This window comes from Pseudomonas sp. XK-1 (assembly GCF_038069885.1).
Classification (GTDB): Bacteria; Pseudomonadota; Gammaproteobacteria; order Pseudomonadales; family Pseudomonadaceae; genus Aquipseudomonas.
Genome location: NZ_JBBPES010000001.1, coordinates 909,686 through 936,241, shown reverse-complemented (window position 1 = coordinate 936,241; position 26,556 = coordinate 909,686). Strand labels below are relative to the sequence as shown.

24 protein-coding genes are annotated in these 26,556 nt (G+C 62.8%); 14 read left to right on the top strand and 10 right to left on the bottom strand.

The features are described from left to right. Positions 1-19: 19 nt before the first annotated feature. The 4 genes from WMW70_RS04160 to kdgD form a co-directional block, all read right to left on the bottom strand. Positions 20-1,378: an MFS transporter gene (locus WMW70_RS04160; protein ID WP_341436229.1), complete on the bottom strand. Its 1,359-nt coding sequence runs from the start codon at positions 1,376-1,378 to the stop codon at positions 20-22. Positions 1,379-1,481: 103 nt separating this feature from the next. Then, a complete protein-coding gene (gene gudD / locus WMW70_RS04155) occupies positions 1,482-2,837 on the bottom strand; it encodes a glucarate dehydratase (RefSeq protein WP_341436228.1) in 1,356 nt (451 codons plus the stop codon). 142 nt (positions 2,838-2,979) lie between these two features. Continuing rightward, positions 2,980-4,416, bottom strand: coding sequence for an aldehyde dehydrogenase family protein (locus WMW70_RS04150; protein ID WP_341436227.1), 1,437 nt, complete (start codon positions 4,414-4,416; stop codon positions 2,980-2,982). Positions 4,417-4,546: 130 nt separating this feature from the next. Beyond that, positions 4,547-5,458 carry a 5-dehydro-4-deoxyglucarate dehydratase gene (gene kdgD / locus WMW70_RS04145; protein ID WP_341436226.1) on the bottom strand — a complete coding sequence of 304 codons (912 nt, stop codon included), beginning with the start codon at positions 5,456-5,458 and terminating at the stop codon, positions 4,547-4,549. Positions 5,459-6,091: 633 nt separating this feature from the next. On the opposite strand from kdgD, the gene WMW70_RS04140 reads away from it, so the two are divergent. The 4 genes from WMW70_RS04140 (at position 6,092) to WMW70_RS04125 (ending at position 10,635) form a co-directional block, all read left to right on the top strand. Beyond that, positions 6,092-7,495, top strand: a complete 1,404-nt coding sequence (locus tag WMW70_RS04140; protein ID WP_341436225.1) for an enolase C-terminal domain-like protein — start codon at positions 6,092-6,094, stop codon at positions 7,493-7,495. Between the two features lie 40 nt (positions 7,496-7,535). Beyond that, positions 7,536-8,516 carry a tripartite tricarboxylate transporter substrate binding protein gene (locus tag WMW70_RS04135; protein ID WP_341436224.1) on the top strand — a complete coding sequence of 327 codons (981 nt, stop codon included), beginning with the start codon at positions 7,536-7,538 and terminating at the stop codon, positions 8,514-8,516. A 61-nt stretch (positions 8,517-8,577) separates the two neighbouring features. Next, entirely contained in the window at positions 8,578-9,102 is a 525-nt protein-coding gene (locus WMW70_RS04130; protein ID WP_341436223.1) for a tripartite tricarboxylate transporter TctB family protein, read from the top strand. A 12-nt stretch (positions 9,103-9,114) separates the two neighbouring features. Continuing rightward, positions 9,115-10,635: a tripartite tricarboxylate transporter permease gene (locus tag WMW70_RS04125; protein ID WP_341436222.1), complete on the top strand. Its 1,521-nt coding sequence runs from the start codon at positions 9,115-9,117 to the stop codon at positions 10,633-10,635. Between the two features lie 19 nt (positions 10,636-10,654). Here the strand turns inward: WMW70_RS04125 and WMW70_RS04120 are convergent, their stop codons facing one another. The 3 genes from WMW70_RS04120 to WMW70_RS04110 all read right to left on the bottom strand — a co-directional run bounded on the left by WMW70_RS04120 (position 10,655) and on the right by WMW70_RS04110 (position 13,643). Continuing rightward, the gene (locus tag WMW70_RS04120; protein ID WP_341436553.1) at positions 10,655-11,350 is read right to left on the bottom strand and encodes a tRNA (adenine(22)-N(1))-methyltransferase; all 696 of its coding nucleotides are present in this window, start codon (positions 11,348-11,350) and stop codon (positions 10,655-10,657) included. Positions 11,351-11,601: 251 nt separating this feature from the next. Then, the gene (locus WMW70_RS04115) at positions 11,602-12,975 is read right to left on the bottom strand and encodes a heavy metal sensor histidine kinase (protein ID WP_341436221.1); all 1,374 of its coding nucleotides are present in this window, start codon (positions 12,973-12,975) and stop codon (positions 11,602-11,604) included. Next, positions 12,972-13,643, bottom strand: coding sequence for a heavy metal response regulator transcription factor (locus tag WMW70_RS04110; RefSeq protein WP_341436220.1), 672 nt, complete (start codon positions 13,641-13,643; stop codon positions 12,972-12,974). The genes WMW70_RS04115 and WMW70_RS04110 overlap by 4 nt, the downstream gene beginning before the upstream one ends. 146 nt (positions 13,644-13,789) lie before the next feature. Here WMW70_RS04110 and WMW70_RS04105 point away from each other — a divergent pair, with 146 nt between their 5' ends. Both WMW70_RS04105 and uraH read left to right on the top strand, forming a co-directional pair. Next, positions 13,790-14,293: a GlcG/HbpS family heme-binding protein gene (locus WMW70_RS04105; RefSeq protein ID WP_341436219.1), complete on the top strand. Its 504-nt coding sequence runs from the start codon at positions 13,790-13,792 to the stop codon at positions 14,291-14,293. A 13-nt stretch (positions 14,294-14,306) separates the two neighbouring features. Continuing rightward, the gene (gene uraH, locus WMW70_RS04100; RefSeq protein ID WP_341436218.1) at positions 14,307-14,717 is read left to right on the top strand and encodes a hydroxyisourate hydrolase; all 411 of its coding nucleotides are present in this window, start codon (positions 14,307-14,309) and stop codon (positions 14,715-14,717) included. 339 nt (positions 14,718-15,056) lie between these two features. Here uraH and WMW70_RS04095 read toward each other — a convergent pair whose 3' ends face one another. Next, positions 15,057-15,515 (bottom strand): GNAT family N-acetyltransferase, encoded by a 459-nt coding sequence (locus tag WMW70_RS04095; RefSeq protein ID WP_341436217.1) that lies wholly within the window; start codon positions 15,513-15,515, stop codon positions 15,057-15,059. Between the two features lie 256 nt (positions 15,516-15,771). Here WMW70_RS04095 and stpA point away from each other — a divergent pair, with 256 nt between their 5' ends. Beyond that, positions 15,772-17,049, top strand: coding sequence for a glucosylglycerol 3-phosphatase (stpA, locus tag WMW70_RS04090; protein ID WP_341436216.1), 1,278 nt, complete (start codon positions 15,772-15,774; stop codon positions 17,047-17,049). Between the two features lie 167 nt (positions 17,050-17,216). On the opposite strand, the gene WMW70_RS04085 is transcribed toward stpA, so the two are convergent. After that, complete coding sequence (locus WMW70_RS04085; RefSeq protein WP_341436215.1) at positions 17,217-18,248, bottom strand: GlxA family transcriptional regulator; 1,032 nt, start codon at positions 18,246-18,248, stop codon at positions 17,217-17,219. A 637-nt stretch (positions 18,249-18,885) separates the two neighbouring features. Between WMW70_RS04085 and WMW70_RS04080 the strand changes: the two genes are divergently transcribed. The 6 genes from WMW70_RS04080 to WMW70_RS04055 all read left to right on the top strand — a co-directional run bounded on the left by WMW70_RS04080 (position 18,886) and on the right by WMW70_RS04055 (position 24,554). Further along, positions 18,886-19,713 (top strand): NAD-dependent epimerase/dehydratase family protein, encoded by an 828-nt coding sequence (locus tag WMW70_RS04080; protein WP_341436214.1) that lies wholly within the window; start codon positions 18,886-18,888, stop codon positions 19,711-19,713. Between the two features lie 42 nt (positions 19,714-19,755). After that, positions 19,756-20,643 (top strand): glucurono-1,5-lactonase, encoded by an 888-nt coding sequence (locus WMW70_RS04075; RefSeq protein ID WP_341436213.1) that lies wholly within the window; start codon positions 19,756-19,758, stop codon positions 20,641-20,643. A 77-nt stretch (positions 20,644-20,720) separates the two neighbouring features. Next, entirely contained in the window at positions 20,721-21,692 is a 972-nt protein-coding gene (locus WMW70_RS04070; RefSeq protein WP_341436212.1) for a TRAP transporter substrate-binding protein, read from the top strand. Between the two features lie 65 nt (positions 21,693-21,757). After that, on the top strand, positions 21,758-22,285 hold the full coding sequence (locus WMW70_RS04065) for a TRAP transporter small permease (protein WP_341436211.1): 528 nt from the start codon (positions 21,758-21,760) through the stop codon (positions 22,283-22,285). Continuing rightward, positions 22,286-23,566, top strand: coding sequence for a TRAP transporter large permease (locus WMW70_RS04060; protein ID WP_341436209.1), 1,281 nt, complete (start codon positions 22,286-22,288; stop codon positions 23,564-23,566). A gap of 76 nt (positions 23,567-23,642) precedes the next feature. Beyond that, positions 23,643-24,554, top strand: a complete 912-nt coding sequence (locus tag WMW70_RS04055) for an EamA family transporter (protein ID WP_341436207.1) — start codon at positions 23,643-23,645, stop codon at positions 24,552-24,554. Positions 24,555-24,608: 54 nt separating this feature from the next. On the opposite strand, the gene WMW70_RS04050 is transcribed toward WMW70_RS04055, so the two are convergent. Continuing rightward, positions 24,609-25,364 (bottom strand): FadR/GntR family transcriptional regulator, encoded by a 756-nt coding sequence (locus tag WMW70_RS04050; protein WP_341436206.1) that lies wholly within the window; start codon positions 25,362-25,364, stop codon positions 24,609-24,611. A gap of 140 nt (positions 25,365-25,504) precedes the next feature. Between WMW70_RS04050 and WMW70_RS04045 the strand changes: the two genes are divergently transcribed. Beyond that, positions 25,505-26,386: an aldose 1-epimerase gene (locus WMW70_RS04045; RefSeq protein ID WP_341436205.1), complete on the top strand. Its 882-nt coding sequence runs from the start codon at positions 25,505-25,507 to the stop codon at positions 26,384-26,386. The last annotated feature ends 170 nt before the right edge of the window (positions 26,387-26,556 follow it).

Genomic DNA, 26,556 nt, shown 5'->3' with positions numbered 1-26,556 from the left:
TGCTCTCCTCTAGTTCGGATCAGGATTTCAAGTTGGACGCCGCCATGGCGCTTGCAGCCGCCAGGCTTGGCGGCTCGCCCAGTTCGATCCGGTGAATTCGGCCGACGATAAACAGATAACTGATCACCGCCAGCACAGCGTTGGCACCCACATAGACAAGCGCCGCATCGAACGAGCCCGTGAGACCGACTAGGTAACCGACCACTATAGGTGTGGTGATCGCCGCCAGGTTGCCGAAGGTATTGAACAGCCCGCCGGACAGGCCGACGATCTGCCGGGGCGAAGTGTCGGCCACCAGCGTCCAGCCGAGGGAGCCGAAGCCCTTGCCGAAAAACGCCAGGGCCATCAGGCCGATCACCGCCGTATCACTCTCGGCATAGACACACAGCACAATGCTGCTCGCCAGCAGCATGCCGACGACGATGGGCAGCTTGCGCGCCAGGGTCAGGGAATAGCCGCTGCGCAGCAGGCCGTCCGACACCAGGCCGCCGAGCACGCCGCCGACGAAGCCGCTGATGGCCGGCAGCGCCGCCATAAAGCCGGCGGTAAGAATGCTCATGCCGCGCGCCTGCACCAGATACACGGGAAACCAGGTGAGGAAGAAATAGGTGATGGCGTTGTTGCAGTACTGGCCCAGGTACAGGCCGATCAGCGTGCGCTGGGTCAGCAGCAGTTTGAGAGAGCGCCACTGCGAGCCGCCCGCACCGGCAGGGCGCGGGGCCATATCGATCAGCGCGCCGCCGTCTTCGATATGGGCGAACTCGGCCGCGCCCAGATGTGGATGTTCACGCGGGCCGTGCATCAGTTTGAGCCACACGCCACAGAGCAGCAGGCCCAGGCCGCCCAGCACGAAAAACACATACTGCCAGCCCAGGTCCTGCACCACCCAGCCCATCAGCGGGGCAAATACCGCAGTGGCGGCATACTGCGCCGACGTGGACATGGCGGTGGCGGTGGCCCGCTCGCGAGTCGGGAACCAGGCGGCGATGATCCGTGCATTGCCGGGAAAACACGGCGCACCGGCAAAGCCTACCGCCAGGCGCAGACCAAACAGGGTAACGATGGCCCAGGCCAGCGGCAGCATGTCGACCAGGCCCTGCAACAGGGTAAACAGCGACCAACAGAACAGAGTGATGAAATACACGCGCCTGGCACCAAAGCGATCGAACAGCCAGCCACCGGGAATCTGCCCGATCACATAGGCCCAGCCGAACGCTGAAAAGATATAGCCGAGCATTACTGCATCAATGCCCAGGTCCGCCTGCAGCGCGGCACCGGCAATCGACAGGCTGGAGCGGTCGGCAAAGGTGACCGTGGTGACGAGGAACAGCATCAGCAGGATGGAGTAACGCACCCGGCCTGGTTTGACTGCATGCATGGGGCGAGCTCAACAAGAATTCGAATAAGGCGGGGCTGCTGCGCGCTGGCAGCAGCCCCGCTGGACCGCCGGGACGCCGGCCGCCGGGACGCCGGACCGCGGATTAGCGAACGAGACAGGGCCGCTTGTTATCGAACTGCCAGCCGGAGATCAGGTACTGCATGGCCACGGCATCGTTGCGCGCGCCCAGGCCCATGCCCTGGTACAGCTCATGGGCCTTGGCCAGGGCATCCCAATCCAGCTCCACGCCCAGGCCGGGGGTCTTCGGCACTTGCACCAGGCCGCCTTCGATCTGCAGCGGATTGCGGGTCAGGTGCTGGCCGTCCTGCCAGATCCAGTGAGTGTCGATGGCGGTGACCTTGCCCGGCGCGGCGGCGGCCACATGGGTGAACATCGCCAGGGAAATGTCGAAGTGGTTGTTGGAATGCGAGCCCCAAGTCAGGCCCCATTCGTTGCACATCTGCGCCACCCGCACCGAGCCCTGCATGGTCCAGAAATGCGGGTCGGCCAACGGAATGTCCACCGACTGCAACTGGATGCAGTGACCCATCTGCCGCCAGTCGGTGGCGATCATATTGGTCGCGGTCGGCAGGCCAGTGGCGCGGCGGAATTCGGCCATCACCTCGCGCCCGGAGTAGCCGTGCTCGGCACCACAGGGGTCTTCGGCATAGGCCAGCATGCCGTGCAGGTCGCGGCACAGCTCGATGGCTTCCGCCAGGGACCAGCCGCCATTGGGGTCGAGGGTCACCCGTGCCTGCGGGAAGCGTTCGGCCAGGGCGCGGATTGCCTCAACCTCCTCGCCGCCGCGCAGCACGCCGCCCTTGAGCTTGAAGTCGTTGAAGCCATAACGCGCATGGGCCGCCTCGGCCTGACGAACGATGGTCTCGGGGCTCAGCGCCTCCTGGTTGCGCACGCGGAACCAGGCGTCATCGGCATCGGCTTCGCTGCGGTAGCCCAGATCGGTCTTCTCGCGGTCGCCGATAAAGAACAGGTAACCGAGCATCTCCACTGCGTCACGCTGCTGACCTTCACCGAGCAGGGCCGCCACCGGCACATCGAGGTGCTGACCGAGCAGGTCGAGCAGCGCCGCCTCCAGGGCGGTGACCGCGTGGATGGTGATGCGCAGGTCGAAGGTCTGCAGGCCACGGCCGCCGGAGTCGCGGTCGGCAAAGGCCTTGCGCACCTGGTTGAGCAGGCCGTTGTAGTTACCGATGGACTGGCCCACCAGCAAGCTGCGGGCATCTTCCAGGGTCTGACGGATGGCTTCGCCACCGGGAACCTCGCCGACGCCAATGCGCCCGGCGTTGTCCTTGAGAATCAGGATATTGCGGGTAAAGAATGGGCCGTGGGCACCACTCAGATTGAGCAGCATGCTGTCGTGGCCGGCAACCGGCACCACCTGCAGCTCAGTGATAATCGGCGCACCGGCGAAGGTGCCGGCAGTGTTAGCTGTACTCATGACCGTTCCCTTTTTATTGTTGGGCGGGATAAAGCTCTTGTTGCGGCCGTAGGGTGGATGACGCTTTTTCATCCACCACAACGACGCTGTGGTGGATCGGTGAAACGTGATCCACCCTACGCGGTTGAGACCGGTGCCGGACTTAACCGACGTAAGTGGTCTTCACCGTGGTATAGAACTCCTGGGCGTATTTACCCTGCTCGCGGCTGCCATAGGACGAACCCTTACGGCCGCCAAACGGCACGTGGTAATCCACCCCGGCAGTGGGCAGGTTGACCATGACCATGCCGGCCTGGGCGTGACGCTTGAAGTGGTTGGCGTACTTCAGCGAGGTGGTGCAGATACCGGCGGACAGGCCGAACTCGGTGTCGTTGGCCATGGCCAGCGCCTCGTCGTAATCGGCCACGCGGATGACATTGGCCACCGGGCCGAAGATCTCTTCGCGGCTGATGCGCATGTCCGCCGTGCAGTCGGCAAACAGGGTCGGGGCCAGGTAGTAGCCGTCCTGCGCGCAGGAGACGCGCTCACCGCCGCAGACCAGGCGTGCACCTTCCTGCTTGCCGATCTCGATATAACGCAGGTCCTGCTCCAGCTGCGCCTGGGACACCACGGGGCCGATATCGGTGCCCTTCTCCAGCGCATTGCCGACGGTGATCGACTGCATCCGCTCGGCCATGGCCGCGACGAACCGGTCGTAGATGCCGGCGGTGACGATCAGCCGGCTGGAGGCGGTGCAACGCTGGCCGGTGGAGTAGAAGGCGCTTTGCACCGACAGTTCCACAGCGGTTTTCAGGTCCGCGTCATCGAGGATGATCTGCGGGTTTTTGCCGCCCATCTCCAGCTGCACCTTGGCACCACGCGCCACACAGTTGGCGGCGATGCTGCGGCCGACGCCGACCGAACCGGTAAAGCTGACACCATCGACCTGCGGGTGCTGCACGATGGCTTCACCGACCACTCGGCCGCTGCCCATCACCAGGTTGAACACCCCGGCCGGGAAGCCGGCGCGGGAGATGATTTCGGCAATCGCCCAGGCGCAGCCCGGCACCAGATCGGCCGGTTTCAAGACCACGCAGTTGCCGTAGGCCAGGGCCGGGGCGACTTTCCAGGCCGGAATGGCGATGGGGAAGTTCCACGGGGTAATCAGGCCGATAACGCCCAGCGGCTCGCGGGTCACTTCCACCGAGACGCCGGGGCGCACCGAGGCCAGCACTTCACCGGCCTGGCGAAGGCATTCGCCGCCGTAGAACTTGAAGATATTGCCGGCGCGGGTCACCTCGCCAATCGCTTCGGGCAGGGTCTTGCCCTCTTCCCGGGCCAGCAGCGCACCAAGCTCTTCACGGCGGGCGAGGATTTCGCTGCCGACCTTGTCCAGCGCATCGCTGCGCGCCTGGATACCGGACGTCGACCAGGCCGGAAACGCGGCGCGGGCGGCGGCGATGGCCTGATCAACCTGGGAGGCGTCGGCCTGGGCGTATTCGCCGACCACATCGGAGAGGTCGGACGGGTTGATATTGCGCGAGTAGTCGCGGCCGGCGACCCATTGGCCGCCGATATAGTTGTCGTAACGCTTGTTCATGATCCCGTCCTAGCTATGTATGGCTTGCGTAGGGTGTCGCGGGGCCGCCCAGGCCGCGCGCACCAATGACGGCGAACGGCTGGTGCGCACAGCGCACCCTACGGCGGCTTGGCCCGCCACATTCAACTGTTTATTGCGCGCCCTGGGCTTCGATCAGGGCGGCGAGCATTTCGTACTCTTCCGGCAGCAGATCGGTCAGCGGGGTGCGCACGGGGCCTGCGTCATGGCCGACAATCTTCGCGCCGGCCTTGATGATGCTGACGCCATAACCGGCGCAGCGGTTGCGGATGGCCAGGTATGGCAGGAAGAAGTCATCGATGATCTTGCCAACGGTGGCGTGATCGTCACGCGCCATGGCGTGGTAGAAACTCATCGCGGTCTTGGGAATAAAGTTGAACACCGCCGAGGAGTACACCGGCACGCCCAGGGCCTTATAAGCCGCGGCGTAGACTTCGGCGGTCTGCAGGCCGCCCAGGTAGCTCAGGCGATCGCCCAGACGGCGGCGGATCGACACCATCAGCTCGATATCGCCGATGCCGTCCTTGTAGCCGATCAGGTTCGGGCAACGCTCCGCCACCTGCTCCAGCAGCGGCGCGTTCAGGCGGCAGACGCTGCGGTTGTAGACCACCACACCGATCTTCACCGATTTGCACACGGCTTCAACGTGCAGGGCCACGCCTTCCTGGCTGGCTTCAGTCAGGTAGTGCGGCAGCAGCAGCAAGCCCTTGGCCCCCAGGCGCTCGGCTTCCTGAGCCATTTCGATGGCCTGACGGGTCGGCCCACCGACGCCGGCGAGGATCGGCACGCTGCCCGCGCAGGTGTCGACCGCGGTCTTGATCACTGCCGAATACTCTTTGCCAGTCAGGGAGAAAAACTCCCCCGTACCACCGGCGGCGAACAGCGCCGAAGCACCATAGGGGGCCAGCCATTCCAGGCGGCGCGCATAGGTATCGGGGCGGAAATCGCCGGCAGCATCGAAATCGGTCACGGGAAAGGACAGCAGACCGGAAGAGAGGATGGACTTCAGTTCTTGTGGATTCATTGTGCGAACACCCTGTAAAGCGAATGGTGGAGAGGAGCAGCAGTCGAGACTGTAGAGATACGTTATCGTACAACAATGATCAATACCATCACTTTTCTCGACAGACTATCGCCCGAGTTGCCACCCCCCACCTCCGCCAGGCACTAGCGCAGCGACGCCACGGCTGCGCGCCAGGCTCGGCGCTAGAAGCCTTGCCATGGTCATTGCAGAGCCAGCAAGGATTACTACGACTTAAGTGGTAGAGGCACACCGCAGCCATAACCGATGGTCAGCGCCGGTACTTTTCGCGCAACGGCGCGTTGACAAGCTCGTCAGACGCTGTTGATAATCCAGCCAAGTCATACGACAACGTATGACATTCTAAAAACAAAAAATCAGGCCCAGCCATGATTACCACTCGCAAGACACACGTGCCTTTCATCTGCCCGGCCGCTGTCGCCAGCCAGGGCCAATTCGCCTTGTACGCCGTGCCCTCGCGCAACGCTCTGCACCTGCTGCGTAGCACCGCACCGCACCACCGCCCTCATTCCTGCTTGCGCCCCCTGCACCGCACCCTGCCTGCAACGCCGCGCCTTGGTGCGACCGGCGCACCGCTCCGCACCCCGGCTGCCCTGCCCCTGGAGAGCCCTGTCCATGCTTGAACAAGTCCATACGCACAGCCCGCGAGTGGTGGAGATGCAGGTCATCCCGGTGGCCGGCCACGACAGCATGCTGCTCAACCTGTGCGGTGCCCATGCGCCCTACTTCACCCGCAACCTGGTGCTGCTGAAAGACAGCGCCGGTCGCAGCGGCATCGGCGAAGTGCCCGGCGGAGAAGGTATTCGCCAGGCCCTGGAGCGCAGCAAAGGGCTGGTCATCGGTCAGCCGGTCGGCCGCTATAACCGCGTACTCAACAGCCTGCGCCAGGCCATCGCCGGGCGTGATGGCGGCGCGCCCCAGGCCACCGTGCATCAGGTGACGTCCGCGGCCGAGGCCGCCGTACTCAAGCAGCCGCATGAGATCAATCTGCGCATGGACAACGTGATCACCGCCGTCGAAGCCGCGCTGCTCGACCTGCTCGGCCAGCACCTTGACGTGCCGGTGGCCGAGCTGCTCGGCAACGGCCAGCAACGCGACAGCGTGCCGATGCTCGCCTACCTCTTCTATATAGGTGACCGTCAGCGCAGCGACCTGCCCTATCTGGCCGGCCAGGGCTCGGGGGAAGACTGGTACCACCTGCGCCATCAGCCCGCCGTTACCCCCGAGGCCATCGCCCGTCTGGCCCAGGCCGCCAACGCCCGCTATGGCTTTACTGACTTCAAGCTCAAGGGCGGGGTGATGCGCGGTGCCGAGGAAATGCAGGCGGTGGCCGCGATCAAGGCCTGCTTCCCCGAAGCCCGCGTGACCCTCGACCCCAACGGGGCCTGGTCGCTGAGTGAGGCCATCGAACTGTGCAAGGGCCAGGGTCATCTGCTGGCCTATGCCGAAGATCCCTGCGGTCCGGAAAACGGCTACTCCGGCCGGGAGATCATGGCCGAGTTCAAACGTGCCACCGGCATCCCCACCGCCACCAATATGGTTGCCACCGACTGGCGGCAGATGGGCCACTCGCTACGCCTGGAAGCGGTCGACATCCCCCTGGCCGACCCGCACTTCTGGACCATGCAAGGCTCGGTGCGGCTGGCGCAGATGTGCGAGGAATTCGGCCTGACCTGGGGCTCGCACTCCAACAACCATTTCGATATTTCCCTGGCCATGTTCACCCATGCGGCCGCCGCCGCACCGGGGCGCATCACCGCTATCGACACCCACTGGATCTGGCAGGAAGGCCAGGAACGCCTGACCCGCGAACCGCTGCAGATCATCGGCGGTCAGGTGCAGGTGCCACAGAAACCGGGACTGGGCATCGAGCCGGACATGGACCGCATCATGCTCGCCCACGAACTCTATCAACAGGTCGCCGGTGCTGCCCGCGACGACGCCATGGCCATGCAGTACCTGGTGCCAGGCTGGCAGTACCACCCCAAGCAACCGAGCCTCGGCCGCACACCGGCCTAATTAATCGCTTCGCCGCAAGCCCACTCACCGGAGAACTCCAATGAAAAAAACAATCCGCGCCTCCCTCCTCTCTGCCCTGGTCGGTATGGGTGCCCTCGCCGCCCAATCGACCGCCTTCGCCGCCGACGAGGTCAACTGGCCGACCCGCCCAGTGCAGGTGGTGGTGATCGCCAACCCCGGCGGCGATACCGACTTCAATGCGCGCATGATGGCCAAGTACTTCAACAAGATCACCGGCAAGAACATGGTGGTCACCAACGTCGCCGGCGGTGGCGGCACCCTGGCGGCCGAGCAGGTCAAGGGCGCGGCGGCGGACGGCAACACCCTCCTCTTTACCCACACCGGCCAGTTGATCGTCAACGAAGTGGCCGGCCTGTCGGATGACAGCTTCGAAGCCTTCGATATTGCCTGCATCGCCGGCGTGGACAAGGGCGCGATCTTCGTTTCCAGCGAGAGCGCCGGGGTCAAGACCCTGCAGGAGCTGATCGACAAGGCCAGGGCCAATCCGGACAGCGTCAGCTACGGCACCGAGATAGGCAGCTTCTCGCATATCCAGGGGCTGATGTTCGAACAGCTGGCCGGGGTGAAACTGAAGATGGTCGACGCCGGTACCGTGTCGGAGAAGGTCGTCGCCCTGCTGGGCGGTCGTATCGATCTGGGCGCGATCAGCTACGGTTCGGTGCAGGACTACGTCACTGGCGGCCAGATGTTCGCCCTCGGCCAGCCCAATAGCGAGCGCAACGCACTGCTCGGCGACGTGCCGACCTTCAAGGAGCAGGGCGTCGACTTCACCATCGACAAGCCCTATGTGGTCGCCTTCCCGAAAGGCACCGACCCAGCCATCGTGACCAAGATGGCCGGCATCATGCAGCAGATCACCGAGATGCCCGAGTACGCCGATGAGCTGAAGAAGTCCTTCAAGCAACCGGTGGCCTACCATGGCACCGAAGAAGCTATCGCCGTACTGAGCAAGACCCGCGACGATTTCATGCAGTACAAGGATGCTCTGCGCAACAAGTAACAGGTGACCCGGTCGGTTTGACGACCGACCGGTTCCCGGTCCCATCCCCAGAGGTTCCCCGATGGCTACCAGCAAGAAAAAGGAGCTGCTGATCGGCGTTGCCATGCTCGGCACCGGTCTCGGCTACCTGTTAATGACCACCCAGCTGCCGCGCCACGATGGTATCGACGCGGCCTTCGTGCCCAGCCTGCTGTCGGCCATGCTCTGCCTGCTCGGCGTGCTGCAACTGCTGAGTGTGCGCGGCCTCGCCACGGCCGTGGCTGAGGGCGAGGTCGAGGTCGAGGTCGAGGGCGAGGGCGAGGGCGAGGGCGAGGGCGAGGGCGAAACCCCGGCCAGCAGCGATATCAAGACGGTGGTCAAGACCCTGGCGTTGATCGTCGGCTATATCGCCCTGCTCAACCCGGTCGGCTTTCCGATCATGACCGCGATCTACCTGTACCTGCAGTTCATCGTCCTGACCCCACTCGATCATCGGGTCAACCACCTCGTCTATGCCCTGATCGCCTTGGTCACGTCGGCCATCACCTATCTACTGTTCCGCGAGGCCTTCGATCTGATGCTGCCTTCCGGGCTGCTGCCGTTCTAAGGAGGATCGACCATGCTCGAATTACTGCAGCAAGGCTTCGGTGCCGTCTTCACTGTCCATATCATGGTGCTGATGGTGGTCGGCGTTGCCGTCGGCATCGTCTTCGGCGCGGTGCCCGGCCTGTCGGCGACCATGGCGGTGGCCCTGTGCCTGCCGCTGACCTTCACCATGGGCCCGCAAGCCGGCCTGTCGCTGCTGGTCGCGCTGTTTATCGGGGCCACCTCGGGCGGGCTGATCTCGGCCATCCTGTTGAAGATCCCCGGCACGCCCTCCTCCATCGCCACGGTGTTCGACGGCGGCCCGTTGATGGAACAGGGCCATGGGGTCAAGGCCCTCGGCATCGGTATCGTGTTTTCCTTTCTCGGCACCATTTTCAGCATCGCGGCGCTGATGCTTATCGCCCCACAGCTGGCCAAGGTCGCCCTGCGTTTCGGTCCCCACGAGTACTTCGCCATCGCGGTGTTCTCCCTGACCCTGATCGCCACCCTGTCCGCCGGTTCCATGGTCAAGGGCCTGTTCGCCGGGGCCCTGGGCTTTGCCGTATCCACCGTGGGCATCGCCCCGGTGGAGGCGCTCCGCCGCTTCACCTTCGGCGTCGCCGAGCTCAATGGCGGCTTCGCCATGCTCACGGTGATGGTCGGCATGTTCGCCGTGGCCGAAATCATCAAACTGGCCGAGACCGGCCGCCGTGCTCATCAGGACAAGGCCAAGTCGGTCAGTCTCAAGCACATCAAGGGCTTCGGCTTCTCGCTCAAGGAGTTTCGGGAGCAGCTGCCCAACGCCGGACGCTCCGGCCTGATCGGCCTGGGTATCGGCATCCTCCCGGGCATCGGTGCCGGCACCTCCAACCTGGTCGCCTACATCATCTCGAAGAAGCGCGCGAAGAATCCCGAAACCTACGGCAAGGGCAATATCGGCGGCATCGTCGCCAGTGAGACGGCCAACAACGCCGGCATCGGCGGGGCCATGCTGCCGCTGATGACCCTGGGTATTCCGGGCGACACCGTCACCGCGATCCTGCTCGGCGGCTTCCTGATCCATGGCATCCAGCCCGGCCCGCTGCTGTTTATCAGCCAGGGGCCGCTGGTGTACACCATCTTCGCCGCGCTGATCGTCGCCACCGTGCTGATGCTGTTTATGGAGTTCTACGGCCTGCGCCTGTTTATCAAGCTGCTCGACGTGCCCAAGCACATTCTCCTGCCGATTATCCTGGTGCTCTGCGTGGTCGGTGCCTTCGGTCTGAGCAGCCGGCTGTTCGACGTCTGGTCGATCCTGCTGTTCGGCCTGCTCGGTTACCTCTTCGTCAAAGCCGGGATGCCCGCGGCCCCCTTTATCATCGGCTTTATCCTCGGGCCCATGGCGGAAACCAACCTGCGCCGCGGCCTGATGCTCTCCGACGGCAACTTCGGCGCGTTTCTCAGCAACCCCATCGCCGCGGTATTCCTCTGCCTGGCCCTGGTCTTTATCCTCTGGCAGGTGGTCAGCTCACTGCGCAGCAAGAAAAGCCTGGTGAACGAGATACTGCGTACCTGAGCCCGCCCCCAGGGCACGCTTAAGCCAGCATCTCGCTGATCCAGCGGGCGTGCTGGGCAACCTCCCGCACCTTCGCCTCGGGCACGGCCTGCCGTGCCTGGGCGAAGTCGGCCAGGGTGCGTTGCTTCAAGCGCAAGATTCGCTGCCACTTGGTCAGAAATGCCGGGCTGCGTTGCTGCAGCTGCCGCGGTCCGAAGTACAGCTCCTCAGCGCTGTACAGCACCGGCCTTATGCGCTCGGCGACTATGACTTCGTAATAGAAGCGGTTTTCCCGCAGCACGTCCTCGCAGAGGATGCAGTAGCCGTTGTCCATCAGCCATTGGCGCAGGGGCTGCTCACCACCGTTGGGCTGCAGAATCAGGCGCTCAGCACCGCTCAGGCGGGCCTTGCCGCTGTCGAGAATGTCGCGGATTCTCTCGCCGCCCATGCCACAAAGGCTGATCGCCGTGATCCCGTCACCCGGCTCGATTGCCGCCAGGCCATTGGCCAGGCGCACGCTGATGCACTGGCTCAGTCCGTTCTCGCGCACGGTACGTTCAGCCGCGTGAAACGGCGTCAACGCCACCTCGCCGGCCACCGCCGCCGTGATCACGCCACGCCGCAGCAACGCCACGGGCAGGTAGCAATGATCCGATCCAATATCGGCCAGGCGCGCACCCACCGGTACATGAGCCGCTACGCGCTCCAGGCGCATGGACAATGCCCGTTCGTTCAACTTCAACCCCTTTCACCACACACGTCCGGCACGGACGGCTGGATCGGCGGGCGATTCTGCCGGGCAGCGTGGGGGATGGCAAATGCTTGCGGGCTGCGCTCGCGGTTCGGCCGATGCCTGGCTCCGGGGTACGCGCATGGCGGACCTTGGTGAGGGGTTGCTTGCGCACCGAAAAGCTACGGCGCGTGACAGACAGCTAACGGCCAGAAGCGGACATTAGACATGTGTCTAGGAAAGAGGGAACGACTCAATCACTCAGATAAATCTATCGGGAAAAACAGCACTAAATCCGTGCCTAAATGGCTACTGGTGACACTGACTTTTCCCCCATGGGCTTGCATGATTGAGCGCACTATTGCCAACCCAAGCCCACCCGAATCATCGGGCTGGTTGCGCGAAGGGTCACAGCGATAAAACCGCTCGAAAAGATGCGGCAGGTGTTCGGCAGCAATCACATCACCCTGGTTATGCACACTGACCTCAAGCCCATTAGTGGTGTGTAAGGAACGGATTGTCACCGGTGTATCAGGCGCGCCATAACGCAGCGCATTTGCTAGCAGATTAGCCAGCGCCCGCCGCAGTAACTCCGGGTCAGCGTTCAGCGTGTCGCTGGCCATATTGATCAGCTCAATGCCACGCTCCTGCGCCATTCCTTCGAAATATTCGCAGAGCTGCCCAACCAGGCTCTGCAGATCAACAGATTCGCGTTTGATCGACGATCCGGGCTGCTCCGTTCGTGCCAGAAACAACATGCTGTCGATCATCCGGGCCAGGCGCTCGTACTCCTCCTGATTGGAGGCCAGCAGATTCTGGTATTCCTCAGTCGAGCGACTGCGATCAAGCGTCTGCTGGGTTTGCCCCATCAGGTTGCTCAGTGGCGTGCGCATCTCGTGCGCGAGGTCTTCAGAGAAGCGCGAAAGCTGGGCAAAACCCTGTTCCAGTCGGCCAAGCATCTGATTGAGTGCATGGCTTAGCGCACTCAATTCGCGGACATCCTTGAACGGCTCCAGGCGTACATGCAGGTGCCGCGCATCAATAGTGGCGGCGCGTGTCGCCAGCTGACGCACAGGCTTAAGGCCACGCTGGCTTACCAGCCAGCCGAGCAAAAACGCCAACAACGCCCCCACCGTCACTGCCAGCACAACTTTCAAACGATAGGCACTGAGCATCTGCTCACGCTCGCCAAGGTACTTACCCGCGATCAAGGTAAGGCGGCTGTTTGCAGTCGATATATCGACCCAGGCAAGACGCAGCGCTGGACTATCCGAGCTATCGGCAAGCCTCGCCGCAGGCGCTGGCGAGAGACTCGGTAATGGCAGGGCAAGTGGGTTGATTTCGATCAGACGCTGCCCATTCTTGTCGATAACCCATAGCAAGTTATCGCGATTGCCCAGCATGTTTTCGTACAACTGAGGGCGGCTGCGCAGTAAGTCGACACTCTCACTGTCACCGATAAGCGTCTGCATGCGCAGCAGACGACCGAGCAGTGCCTGATCATCACGCCAGGCGATTTCGCGCTGCAACGACTGGTACAGGTAAAGCCCCACTGCGCCCAGCAGCACCGCGCTGACCAGGGCAAACATCAGTGCCAGTCGCAGGCTCAGTGTGCGCGGCAAAAGACTCATGCCTGGGCATCCAGCATGTAGCCCATGCCACGCACGGTGTGGATCAGCTTGATCGGATACGGATCATCAACCTTGGCCCGCAAACGTCGAATAGCGACGTCCACGACATTGGTATCGCTATCAAAATTCATCTGCCAGACATGCGAGGCAATCAGCGCTCGTGACAGCACCTCACCCTCGCGGCTGAGCAACAGGTGCAGCAGCGCGAACTCCTTGTTGGTCAGGATCAGGCGCTCACCATTGCGGGTGACCCTGCGTTTGAGCAAGTCCAGATGCAGATCGGCAACCTGAAACTGCTCCACCTCTCGGGGTGGCCCGCGGCGCAGCAGGGTGCGCACGCGAGCCAGCAACTCTGCATAGGAGAAGGGTTTGATCAGGTAATCATCGGCACCCAGTTCAAGCCCTTTGACGCGGTCTTCGATGGCATCTCGCGCCGTCAGGAAGAGCACAGGCGTTTGCGATTTTCGCCGGATGATCTGCAGCAATTGCCAGCCGTCCAAACCGGGCAGCATGACGTCGAGGATGATCAGATCAAACTCGCTTTCCTGCACCAGGTGCTGGCCATCCAGGCCATTCAAGGCGACTTCAACCATATAGCCGGACTCACCCAGGCCCTTGCGCAGGTAATCCGCCGTCTTTACTTCGTCTTCAACCACCAGGATACGCATCAAGTCCTCCAGCACAGGCGCATAGCCTAGGCCGATAAGCCGCTTCGTCCCATTACAAATTGGTAATGCGCAGGCAATCAGTCTGAGCGCAACGCTTGTGCAGTATGGCCGGCAACTGCTCAGCCGAGCTTGGAACGGGAGGACTTATGCAAATCGGAAAACGCTTCACCACGTCATGCCTGGCGCTGGCCATAGCTTCAAGTGCCGTGTGGGCCGAGACTCCAAAGGTTGCCCAGCGTGCGGATGTCACCCTGGCCATGGCCAATCAACTTCTGGACGCCACCTTGGCAGCCTGTCATGCAGACGGCCGAACCGGCGTAGCGGCGGTCGTCGACCGCGGCGGCAACCTGGTCGCCGTGCAGCGCGATGACAATGTCGGGCCACACAACACCCTGGCCGCGCAGCGCAAGGCTTTTACCGCCCTGTCAACGAAGACAGCTACCGGCCTGCTGGCAGAGCGTGCGCGCAGCAATCCAGAAGCTGAAAACCTCAACACCCTCGATGAGCTGCTGCTGTTAGGCGGTGGCGTACCGCTGAAGGTGGGTGACGAAGTTATCGGTGCCATCGGCGTTGCCGGAGCCGGTGGTGGCCAGATCGATGAAGGCTGCGCGCTGAAAGCCATTGCACAAGTTTTACCCACCCTCAAGTAATCAGGAGATCACCATGAATACACTGAAAACCCTTTTCGCAGGTGCCGTACTGAGCGCACTTTCCTCCGCAGTTTTTGCGGCAGGTAACCCACTGAGCGTCCATGTGCTGAATCTGCAGGACGGCCTTCCCTCACCAGGCGTGAGTGTGACCCTGGAAAAGCAGGACGGTGAGGACTGGAGCAAGCTGAACACCGGCACCACCAATGAGCAGGGTCGCATCACTGCACTGTATCCGGAAGGCAAAGCGCTGGAGAAAGGGACTTATCGCGTCACCTTCAAAACCGGTGAATGGTTCAAGAGTCATCAGGCGGCAACTTTCTTTCCCGAGGTGCCGGTGATTTTCGCAGCGGATGGCAGTGTGCCTCACTACCATATTCCGCTGCTGCTCAGCCCGTATGGCTTCTCAACGTACCGCGGTAACTAAATCATTGCTTTGGCTTTACCCCGTTTCGCGGGGTAAAGCATTAGCTTCGAGCAGAACTGTTGGAGAGTACCTATCGATGTAAACATTGGATGACCGCTAATGGCCGATAGCAGCCGACTACTGGTGACGGCATTCCCCTTTCCAGCGAAGGCTTCACCATCGCCTCAATCACCGCACCATATAAAACCGGGGTCACAGAAAGCACCATCAGCAACAATCGGGAACAGACCACGGTATTGATGCTGCTGCACCAGCAGCTTCTGGCCGGCTCATCCCTGTTGCGAGCATCCACGTTCCCAGAGGTTTACTCTCCGCCTTCGGCTTCAAACATAAGCGAACTCAAAGATCCCGCAGCATCAACCACTGCTCCTTGCCCCAGGCCTGAAAACACTCCTGCACCTGCCATCCACGTTTGGCGTAGTAGTCGCTGCGATCATGGGTGTGCAGGTACAGCCGTGTGGTGCCGTTGGCCTTTGCGGCGGCGCAAATGCCTTCTATCAGCTGTTCCGCCAGGCCTCGTTTGCGGGCCTGCGGGGCGATAAAGACGCAGGCGAGCCAAGGGCTCAGCTCCGGGCGTTCGGGCAAGTCGTTGGCGGCGAGTGCAGCACCGCCAAGTAGCTGGTCATTCTCCAGGGCGATCAGGCATTGCCAGTCGCCATTATCCTGGCCTTCGGCGAACTCGCGCTGCCAGTCGGCCAATGGCTGCTCGATAAACTCGTATGCGAACTGCTGATGCAGCCACTGCGCCAGGGTGTCGCTGTGTTGCATGTGGTCGCGCAGCCAAACCAGGCGGGGCATGTGGGGTTCTTCCTTGTTCATTTTTGATCAGTACGCGCATGTGGCCGGAAGGAGGGAATAGGGTCAAGCGCAACGGTGCAAAGGGGACAGGTTTATTTTTATTCCGGAATGACCGCTCCAGGCCGACTTCTGCCCTTCATGACCGACAGCTGCCGGCCCGCAACAGACCGGCTAATGGGCGTCCCCTTTTTTGCTCAGCCATCAACATCCCGGCCTCAACTTTGGTCGAACCTGGCACTGGGCGTAAGATGCCCCCATGACTACCCACATCCAACGCTTCTCCCTCGACCACCCGCGCTTGCTCGATTCCCTTCTCGCGACCGACAAACTGCTGATCATCCAGGACCTGGATGGCGTCTGCATGGGCCTGGTGCGCGACCCGCTGACCCGCACCCTCGAACGCCGCTACGTGCAGGCCGCGGCGCTTCTGGCCGGGTGTTTCCAGGTACTGACCAACGGCGAACATATCGGCAGCCGCGGGGTGAACAGCATAGTCGACAAGGCCTTCGACGACCCCAACCATGCCCGCGAACAGGGCCTCTACCTGCCGGGGTTGGCCGCCGGTGGCGTGCAGTTGCAGGACCGCTTCGCCAGGGTCAGCCACCCAGGCGTCAGTGAGGCGGAGCTGGCGTTCCTGCGAGGCGTGCCGGACAAGGCCACGCGCTTTCTCGCCGAACTGCTGGCCGCCCCGCCCTACGCCCTCGCCGCCACCGAGATCACCGCCCTGGTGAGTGCCAGCGTGCTGGATAACCTCGCCTCGCCGACCCTCAACCTCAACAGCCTCTACCAACACTTCAGCGCCCAACCGATGCTGTACCGGCAATTGCAGCAGGCGGTCGCCGACTTTATGAGCGCCTTGCAACAGCAAGCCAGCCAGGCCGGCCTGGGAGACGCCTTCTTCGTCCACTACGCACCGAATCTCGGGCAAGACACCCAGGGCCACGAACGGCTCAAATACAGCGACGGCGACGATGCCGGCAGCACCGATTTCCAGTTCATGCTCAAGGGCGCGATCAAGGAAGTCGGCGTGCTGCTGATCCTCAACCACTATTACCAGCAACGCACCGGGCACTACCCGCTGGGCGAACACTTCAACGCCCGCCAGGCCCCGCGCGACCAGGACGCGCTACTGCAACTGGCCCGCGAGCATTTCGACCCGGCGCTGATGCCGCGCATCCTCGGCGTCGGCGACACCGTCACCTCCAACACCCGCACCCTCGACGGCAGGCCGCAACAACTGCGCGGCGGCAGCGACCGCGGCTTTCTCAGCCTGGTGCAGCGACTCGGCGAAGCCTTCGACAGCAATAACACCCTGGCCTATATCGATAGCAGCAACGGCGAAGTCGCCCGCCCCGGCATCGATATCGCGCACCTGCAACGCAGCGCAACCGCCCCCAACCTGCCGCCCTGGCCAGCCTTCGCCGGCATCAGCGACAGCGCAGACCCGCTCAGGCTGGATGTGGTTTTTTGCGGCGGGCATAGGCAATACGTGGAGTTTTTCTGTGCGTTGGCTGAGGGGGATGCGGGGCGATAGGACGCGGACTGCTGTTGATGGTGACGCCCGAGGGTGATCGTGGTCTGTTCCCGATTACCTCAACAGCCCTCACGGAATAGCGATGGGCACGATTTCCATCCGGCCCGAATCGCGGGTCAGCTGCCCTTCTCGCCCCCAGAAAGCCATGGCGTTTCAATGTCGGCGGTTTAGCCCTTGCGCACGCCAGCCCGGAAACAGCCCGGCGCGATGTCGAAGAACTCACGGAAGCAGCGGCGGAAATGCGAGATGCTGACGAAGCCACAGGCAACGGCAATATCGGCAAGGGATTTATTGGTCTGCTGCAATAACTGACGCGCGCGAGTCAGGCGCAACTCCAGGTAGTAGCGTGAAGGCGTGGCGTTGACGTGACGGCAGAATTGCCGCTCGAGCTGGCGCACGGAAATCTCTGCGCAGGCAGCGATCTCATCCATCTTCAGCGGCTCGTCGATATTGTTGTGCATCAGCTCCAGGGCCAGCTTCAGCGGCTGCGGCAAGGTCGGGTCGCGATCTACGGCCACCACCGACACGTCCATCACCTCCTGCAGCTTGTCGCAGCTAAGCACTTCTTCCACGGCTTGAACCAGACTGTCACCACAGTCGCGCTTGACCACCGCAAGCATCATGTCCAGGGAACTGCTGGCACCGGCGCAGGCTATTCGCTCGCGATCCAACACAAAGGAATGTCTGGACAGTCGCACCCGGGGAAACAGCTCAGTCATCATTGACCGGCCATCGGGGTGAAAAGCACAGTCGTAGCCATCCAGCAGCCCGGCTTCAGCCAGAAAATAGGCACCGTTCCACAGCCCGCCGAGCATGGTCCCGGCATGGTCGGCCGAGCGCAGCTTGGCCCTGAGCAACGGGTGCGGCTGCAACGGCACCCGCAAGCCACCACAGACCACGATCAGCTGTTGCTGGCGCTCCTGCAACTCGGCTAGACGACAGTCCGCCGAGATGACGATACCCAGGTCACTGACCACCACATCCTCGACACCGACCACCAGCACCTCGTACAACGGCAACGCGCTCATCAGGTTGGCCGTGACCAACGCATCCACGGCACCGGTAAAGGCCATCATCGAGAAGTGATCCAACAATACGAAGGCAACCCGGCGCTTGGCCACCACCGGCTCGTCACGCCGTACTCGCTCGAGATGCAGCCGGTTCTTGTCCTTCAGGACACTTTCGAATGACGATCTCATCAAAATGACACCTTGTGCTGGCGAGTGCTGAGCAACGCTTTCTAGCCGCTAAACAATCTGGAAAATAACGCATCGCAACTGGCGCAGCCAGGCGGTTCGGCAACCGCTTGTTCGATGCTCCGGCGCGGCCGCGAGCAAGACCACCTCCTGTCGCGGGGCGGGGACGGCCCAGAATGCGGGATAGGGTGATGGGGGAACGCTCACCACCCTGGCCACGTCGATCAGGGTCGGCGCGGCAGCGGCGCGCAAGTCGGGTGATTTTCTGCTCATGCCATGGCCCTCGAAAGCCGACGCACTTTAGCCAGCGCCTCCACTCGAATCGCACGAGATACGTTGTCATACAACTTTAGTCGATAGTGCAGGAACGCACATTTGCCGAACAACCGACCGGAGCCTGGAGAGAGCCGCTCAGGCGCTTGCCAAACCGCCCTGAAGATGGCGTTATAGAGGCCTTTAACCCGAACAAAACCACACAACACAAGGGGTTTAGCGCCTGACAAATCGCGGTATCGAGCAGACGAATAACCGCATGTGGTTCCTCTTGCGCGTTGACATCTGCCCACTGGCCTGATGATAATCGGTGCAAGTCATACGACAACAGATGACACACCCAATAACAACAAAGCAGAGCCCTGCCATGACCCCAACAGCCAACGCTCCAGCTCCCTTCAATCGTCTGCTGCTCACCGGTGCCGCTGGCGGTCTGGGTAAGGTACTGCGGGAAAGCCTGCGGCCTTACGCTGCCATCCTGCGGGTCTCCGATATCGCCGAGATGGCTCCCGCCGCTGGCACCTATGAAGAAGTCCGGGTCTGCGACCTGGCCGACAAGGCCGCGGTGCATCAGCTGGTCGAGGGCGTGGACGCGATCCTGCACTTCGGCGGGGTGTCGGTCGAGCGCTCGTTCGAGGAAATCCTCGGGGCCAATATCTGCGGCGTGTTCCACATCTATGAAGCGGCGCGCCGGCATGGCGTCAAGCGAGTGATCTTCGCCAGCTCCAACCACGTGATCGGCTTCTACAAGCAGAACGAATTCATCGACGCCAACGCGCCGCGCCGGCCGGACAGCTACTACGGCCTGTCCAAGTCCTACGGCGAAGACATGGCCAGCTTCTACTTCGACCGCTACGGCATCGAGACCGTGAGCATCCGCATCGGCTCCTCCTTCCCCGAGCCGCACAACCGCCGAATGATGAGCACCTGGCTGAGCTACAGCGACCTGACCCAGCTGCTCGAACGTGCCCTGTACACCCCCGACGTCGGCCACACCGTGGTCTATGGCATGTCGGATAACCACAACGTCTGGTGGGACAACCACCTGGCCACGCACCTGGGCTACCAGCCCAAGGACAGTTCGGAGCAGTTCCGCGCCCAGATCGAAGCCCAGCCCATGCCCGCCGCCGATGATCCGGCGATGGTCTACCAGGGCGGTGCCTTTGTTGCCGCCGGCCCATTCGGCGACGCCTGAAACACCCCAGCGCTGCAGAACCACCAAGGGAAACCAGCTGCCATGCAAGCCGAACTGATTGTCGACGCACGCAATGCCACCGGTGAAAGCCCGGTGTGGAGTACCGAGGAACAGGCCCTGTACTGGGTCGATATCCCGGCCGGCCAGTTGTACCGCTGGAGCCCCGCGGATAATCGCACCCAGCAATGGACGGCTTCGGAAATGCTCGCCTGTATTGCCCGCTGCCGTGACGGCGGCTGGATCGCGGGCATGCAAAGCGGCCTGTTTCACCTGCAGCCCGGCGCGGACGGTAGCCTGCACAGCAGCCCACTGAGCAGCGTGGCGCACGCCCGCCCGGCTATGCGCTTCAACGATGGCCGCTGCGACCGCCAGGGCCGCTTCTGGGCCGGCAGCATGCTGCTCGATATGAGCGCCGCCGCGCCGGTCGGGGCCCTGTACCGCTACAACGGCGGGCAAAGCGAGCCGCTTGCCGCACAAATAAGCGACCTTATTGTGCCCAACGGCCTGGCCTTCAGCCCGGATGGGCGGACCATGTACCTGTCCGACTCGCACCCGTCGGTACAGGCCATCTGGGCCTTCGATTACGACATCGACAGCGGCACGCCGCATAACCGCCGCTTGTTCGTCGACATGCGCCAGCACCCCGGCCGCCCCGATGGCGCGGCGGTGGACAGCGACGGCGGCTACTGGATCTGTGCCAACGACGCCGGGCTGATCCACCGTTTCAGCCCCGACGGCCGCCTGGATCGCTCCCTCGCCGTGCCGGTGAAGAAGCCAACCATGTGCGCCTTTGGCGGGCGCAATCTGGACACCCTGTTTGTCACCTCGATCCGCCCGGCCGGCGACCTCAGCGACCAGCCACTGGCTGGCGCTGTGTTCGCCCTGCAACCCGGTGCCAAGGGCCTGGAGGAAACCTGCTTCAACAACTGAGCGGCGACTCGCGATTGGTCGCGCGCTCGGTTTTCGCAACGCTGCACTCCCAACAACAACAAGACTGGAGCTTCACCATGACCTTCAAACGCAAGTTGCTTGTCGCCGCCCTGCCCTTTGCCTTCTGCCTGTCAGGCCTGGCGCAAGCCACCACCATGAAGATGGCCGAGATTCATCCGGCCGGCTACCCGACCGTTGTCGCCCAGGAAGCCATGGGCAAGAAGATCGAAGCGGCCACCCATGGTGAGCTGAGCTTCAAGATGTTCGCCGGCGGCGTGCTCGGTTCGGAAAAGGAAGTGGTCGAACAGGTGCAGATCGGTGCCGTGCAGATGACCCGCGTCAGCCTGGGTACCGTTGGCCCGGTGGTACCGGACGTCAACGTGTTCAACATGCCATTTATCTTCCGCGACACGGCGCACATGCGCGCGATCATCGACGGTGAAATCGGCCAGGAAATCCTCGACAAGATCACCAACTCCGAATTCAACATGGTCGGCCTGGCGTGGATGGATGGCGGCACCCGCAACATCTATTCGAAGACGCCGGTACGCAACCTTGAAGACCTCAAGGGCATGAAGATCCGCGTGATGGGCAACCCGCTGTTTATCGAAACCTTCAACGCCATGGGTGCCAATGGCGTGGCCATGGACACCGGCGAAATCTTCAGCGCCTTGCAGACCGGCGTTGTCGACGGCGCGGAAAACAACCCGCCGACCATGCTTGAGCACAACCACTACCGCACGGCCAAGTACTACAGCCTGACCGGCCACCTGATCCTGCCGGAGCCACTGGTGATGTCCAAGGCCAGCTGGAACAAGCTCACCCCCGAGCAGCAGGAGATCGTCAAGAAGTACGCCAAGGAAGCGCAGTTCGAAGAGCGCAAGCTGTGGGATGAGAAGTCCGCCAGCAGCGAAGCCAAGCTGAAAGAAGCCGGCGTCGAATTTATCGAAGTCGACAAGAAGCCCTTCTTCGACGCCACCGCGCCGATTCGCGCGAAATACGGCGCGCCCTACGCTGAGCTGATCAAGCGTATCGAAGCGGTCCAGTAACTCGCTCTCTCTGAACAACCCCGTGGCGGCGGCTCAGGCCGTCGCCACGCGCGTGGTGAAGTCTCATGAAAAACTTGCTGTTACGCATCAACGACGTGATTTACCAGGCTTGCATCTGGGTCGCTGGCAGCGCCATCGTCGTGATGGCGCTGATCATTCCGTGGGGCATTTTCGCCCGTTACGTGCTGGGCAGTGGTGCCGGCTGGCCGGAGCCCATTGCGATCATGCTGATGGTGCTGTTCACCTTTATCGGTGCCGCCGCCAGCTATAGGGCCGGCGCACACATGGCCGTGACCACCTTTACCGACCGCCTCTCGCCCGCATGGCAACCCTGCATCAACCTGCTGGTGCAGCTGCTGATGGCGGCCATCGCCCTGTTTATGACCATCTGGGGCATCAAGCTGTGCGCAGCCACCTGGAACCAGTTCATGAGTACGCTACCGACACTGCGGGTAGGTATCAGCTACTCACCCATTCCGATTGGCGGTTTTATCACCCTGATCTTCGTTCTTGAGCGCCTGTTCCTCGGCGACCAGAGCCACCGCCGCGTGGTCAACTTCGAGTTGGTTGAAGACAGCAAGGAGGCCTTGTAAATGGATGCGCTAATCCTGCTTGGCAGCTTTCTCGTGCTGATTCTGCTGCGCGTACCCGTGGCCTACTCCCTGGGCATATCGGCCTTGCTCGGTGCCTGGTACATCGATATTCCGCTCCACGCGATCATGATTCAGATCAGCGGCGGCGTGAGCAAATTCTCCCTGCTGGCCATCCCGTTCTTCGTCCTGGCTGGCGCGATCATGGCCGAAGGCGGCATGTCGCGGCGTCTGGTGAACTTCGCCAACGTGCTGGTGGGTTTCGTCCGCGGCGGTCTGTCGCTGGTCAACATTCTGGCCTCGACCTTCTTCGGCGCGATCTCCGGCTCGTCCCTGGCCGATACCGCCTCGGTCGGCTCGGTGCTGATTCCGGAAATGGAAAAGAAGGGCTACCCGCGTGAATACTCCACCGCCGTCACCGTCAGCGGCTCGGTACAAGCGCTGCTGACCCCGCCCAGCCACAACTCGGTGCTGTATTCGCTGGCCGCTGGCGGCACGGTGTCGATCGCCTCGCTGTTTATCGCCGGTATCGGCCCGGGGCTGCTGCTCAGCGCAGTGATGATGGGCTTGTGCCTGTTCTTTGCGCGCAAACGCAACTACCCCAAGGGCGAGGTCATCCCACTCAAGCAGGCGCTGAAAATCTGCGTGGATGCGTTGTGGGGCCTGTTCACCATGGTGATCATCCTCGGCGGCATCCTCTCCGGTATTTTTACCGCCACCGAGTCAGCCTCCATCGCCGTGGTCTGGGCATTCTTCGTGACCATGTTTATCTACCGCGACTACAAGTGGCACGAGCTGCCCAAGCTGTTGCACCGCACCGTGCGTACGCTGTCGATCGTGATGATCCTGATCGCCTTCGCCGCCAGCTTCGGCTACATCATGACCCTGATGCAGATTCCGTCGAAGATCACCGCGCTGTTTCTGACCCTGTCGGATAACCGCTACGTGATCCTGATGTGCATCAACTTTATGCTGCTGGTACTCGGCACGCTGATGGACATGGCCCCGCTGATCCTGATCCTCACGCCGATCCTGCTGCCGGTGGTGGTGGATATTGGCGTCGACCCGGTGCACTTCGGCATGATCATGCTGGTCAACCTGGGCATCGGCCTGATCACCCCGCCGGTGGGTGCGGTGCTGTTTGTCGGCGCGGCCATCGGCAAGGTGACCATCGAGAACACCATCAAGGCGCTGCTGCCGTTCTATGCCGCGCTGTTTATGGTGCTGCTGGCGGTGACCTATATTCCGGCTATCTCGCTGTGGCTGCCGAGCGTGGTGCTGTAACACTCAACAATGGGTCACGATCACCTGGAGCCGCCGACCTGGCGGCTCCTTGCTTTGTAAGGACATAACCCCCGCCATGCCAGCCGCCACACCCTTCCCCCGGCATATCGCCGCACTGATCCTGGCTACCCTGGCCTGCTCCTTCGCCGGCAACCATATTGCCGCGCGGATCGCCTTCGACCACGACACCGGCCTGTTGCTGGCGATGCTCTGCCGCTCAGGGGTAACCCTGCTGGCGCTCGCCGCCCTGGTGCTGTGGCGCAGGGAATCGCTGAAGATGCGCCGCCAGACCTGGGGCTGGCAGCTGATGCTGGGCCTGCTGATTGCCGTGCAGAGTTTCTGCATCTACTCGGCGGTGGCGCGGATTCCGGTGGCGCTGGCGTTGCTGGTGGTCAACCTCGCGCCGATCCTGCTGGCGCTGCTGACCTGGGCCCTCGGCGGGCCGCGACCGACTCGCCGCGCGGCCTGGCTGATGGGGCTGATCCTGCTGGGCCTGGTGTTTGTGCTCGACCTGCCGCAGCAGCTGTCCGGCCCGGCCGAGATCGATCAACGCTGGATCGAAGGGGTGCTGTTCGGCCTTACCGGCGCGGCGGCATTCGCCTGCGCCCTGTGGATCACCGAACACCGGCTCAGCGGCATGCCGGGCGCGGTGCGTAGCATGCTGACCATGCTGGTGGTGTTCGCCGCCTCGGCCCTGGCCGGGGGCGGCGGCCTGTTGCCGGGCGGGATGGATCTGCCCAGCGCCACGGCCGGCTGGCTCGCCCTGGGCTGCCTGGTGTTGCTGTATGGGGTGGCGTTTTCCGCGCTGTTTATCCTGGTCACCCGCCTGGATATCGCGCGCAATGCCCCGGTGATGAATATCGAACCGGTGGCCGGTCTGCTGTTCGGCTGGCTGATTCTCGGCCAGTTGCTCAACGGCCTGCAGATTTTCGGCGGGGTGCTGGTGGTCAGCGGTATCGTCCTGCTGGCATACAAACGCCAGGCCTAGGGCATGGCGGACTTAATCACGATGGACGCTAAAGCCGAGCAGGATGCCTCACCATCAACCGTGCAGGGCCTGCGCTTCCGCCGCTTCATGGGCCTGACGCAGGCGCTCGCGGCTGTTGGTCAGGTGCAGGCGCATGGCCGCGCGGGCCGCATCGGAATCCTGACGGGCGATGGCCTCGAAGATCTGCTCATGCTCGCGACTCAGGCGCGCCATGTAATGCTCCTGATCGTCCTGGGCGATGCGCGCCGAATTCAGCCGGGTGCGCGGGATGATGCTGGTGCCCAGGTGGCTCATGATGTCGGTGAAGTAGCGGTTGCCGGTGGCCTCGGCGATCAGCAGATGGAACTGGAAGTCCGACGCCACCGCGTCACCGGAGTGGGTGACATTCTGGCTCAGGGCATCCAGGGCCTCGCGCATGGCCGTCAGCTGCTCGGCGCTGCGCCGTTGCGCGGCCAGCCCCGCCGACTCGACCTCGAGACTGATGCGCAACTCGAGAATCGCCAACACATCGCGCAGGGTGACGATGGTCGCCGGGTCGATGCGAAAACCGCTGGGGCTCGGTGTGTCCAGCACGAAGGTGCCGATGCCGTGACGGGTCTCCACCAGGCCAGCCGCCTGCAAGCGCGACAGCGCCTCGCGCACCACGGTGCGGCTGACGCCCTGCTCTTCCATGATCGCCGACTCAGTCGGCAACTTGTCACCGCGCTTGATCACACCGTCGCGAATCCGCTGGGACAGCTCGGTCACCAGTTCCTGGGCCAGGCTGCGATGCTTTCTGCGTACGCGCGGTGGGCTGTTCTGAGTGTCCATATCGGAGATCTTTCTCGGCTGACGGCTAGGCTGCCATCATATCCCAGCAGTTGTACGATGACACCCCCGGTCACGCATCGGCCGTGTGCGGCAACGACATCACCCACTTTCAAGGCCGCTACTGGCCAAGGTGGAACCCGATGACAACGACACTCCTCAGCCTCGACGACGGCATCACCTGCCTGAGCCTGGCCCCCGAGCTGGGCGGCAGCATCGTCAATTGGTCGGTCATCGCCACCGGTCAGGCGCTGCTGCGCCACAGCGACCAACAGGCGCTCGACGCCGCCACGCCACGGCGGCTGGCCTGCTACCCGCTGGTGCCCTGGTCCAATCGCATCGCTGGCGGCGGCTTTGCCGGCCCCGATGGCTGGTTCGACCTGACCGCCAACAGCCCCAGCGACCCCTTGCCGATCCACGGCAGCGCCTGGCAACAGCCCTGGCAGGTGAGCGCACAGAGCGCGACGGAAATCGTCCTGCAACTCGACAGCCAGCTGCCCTTTGCCTATCGCGCGGTGCAGCGCTTTCGCCTGCACGGCGGGCGGCTCGACATCGAGCTGCAGGTCACTCATCTGGACGAACGCGCCGCCTGGCATGGCCTGGGCTGGCACCCCTATTTTCCGCGCAGCCCCCACACCCGCCTGCGCGTCGCTGCAGAGCAACTCTGGCAGTGCGACCCCAGCCGCCTGTCCACAGCACTCGCGGCGCTGCCGGCCGGCTGGGACTTCGCCGAACCCCGGGAGCTGCCCGCCGAGCAGATCGACAACGCCTTCAGCGGCTGGAACGGCTACTGCGAGATCATCCAGGCCGATGCCGGCTACCGCCTGCTGTGCCACAGCCAGGGAGCCGATTACTTTATCCTCTACACCCCGACCGGCCAGGATTTCTTCTGTTTCGAGCCCGTCACGCATCCGGTCAATGCCCATCACCTGCCCGGCCAGCCAGGCCTGCGGCTATTGCGCCAGGGACAATCCAGCCAACTGGCCTTCAGCCTGCACTATCAGCTATTGGCAGCGCCCCTGTAACGGCGCTAATAATGTCGGACAAAATGTCGTATCGAGTTTGCCAGCCTTATTACTAGAAAAAACGCTGCACGAACTTAGGGCAGCCAAGGAAACAAGCCGTGCTGTGCGCATAACGCTATTCATAATCGCGCGGCAATAACTCCGGCGGCGCATTGCTGGATGTGGTTAAT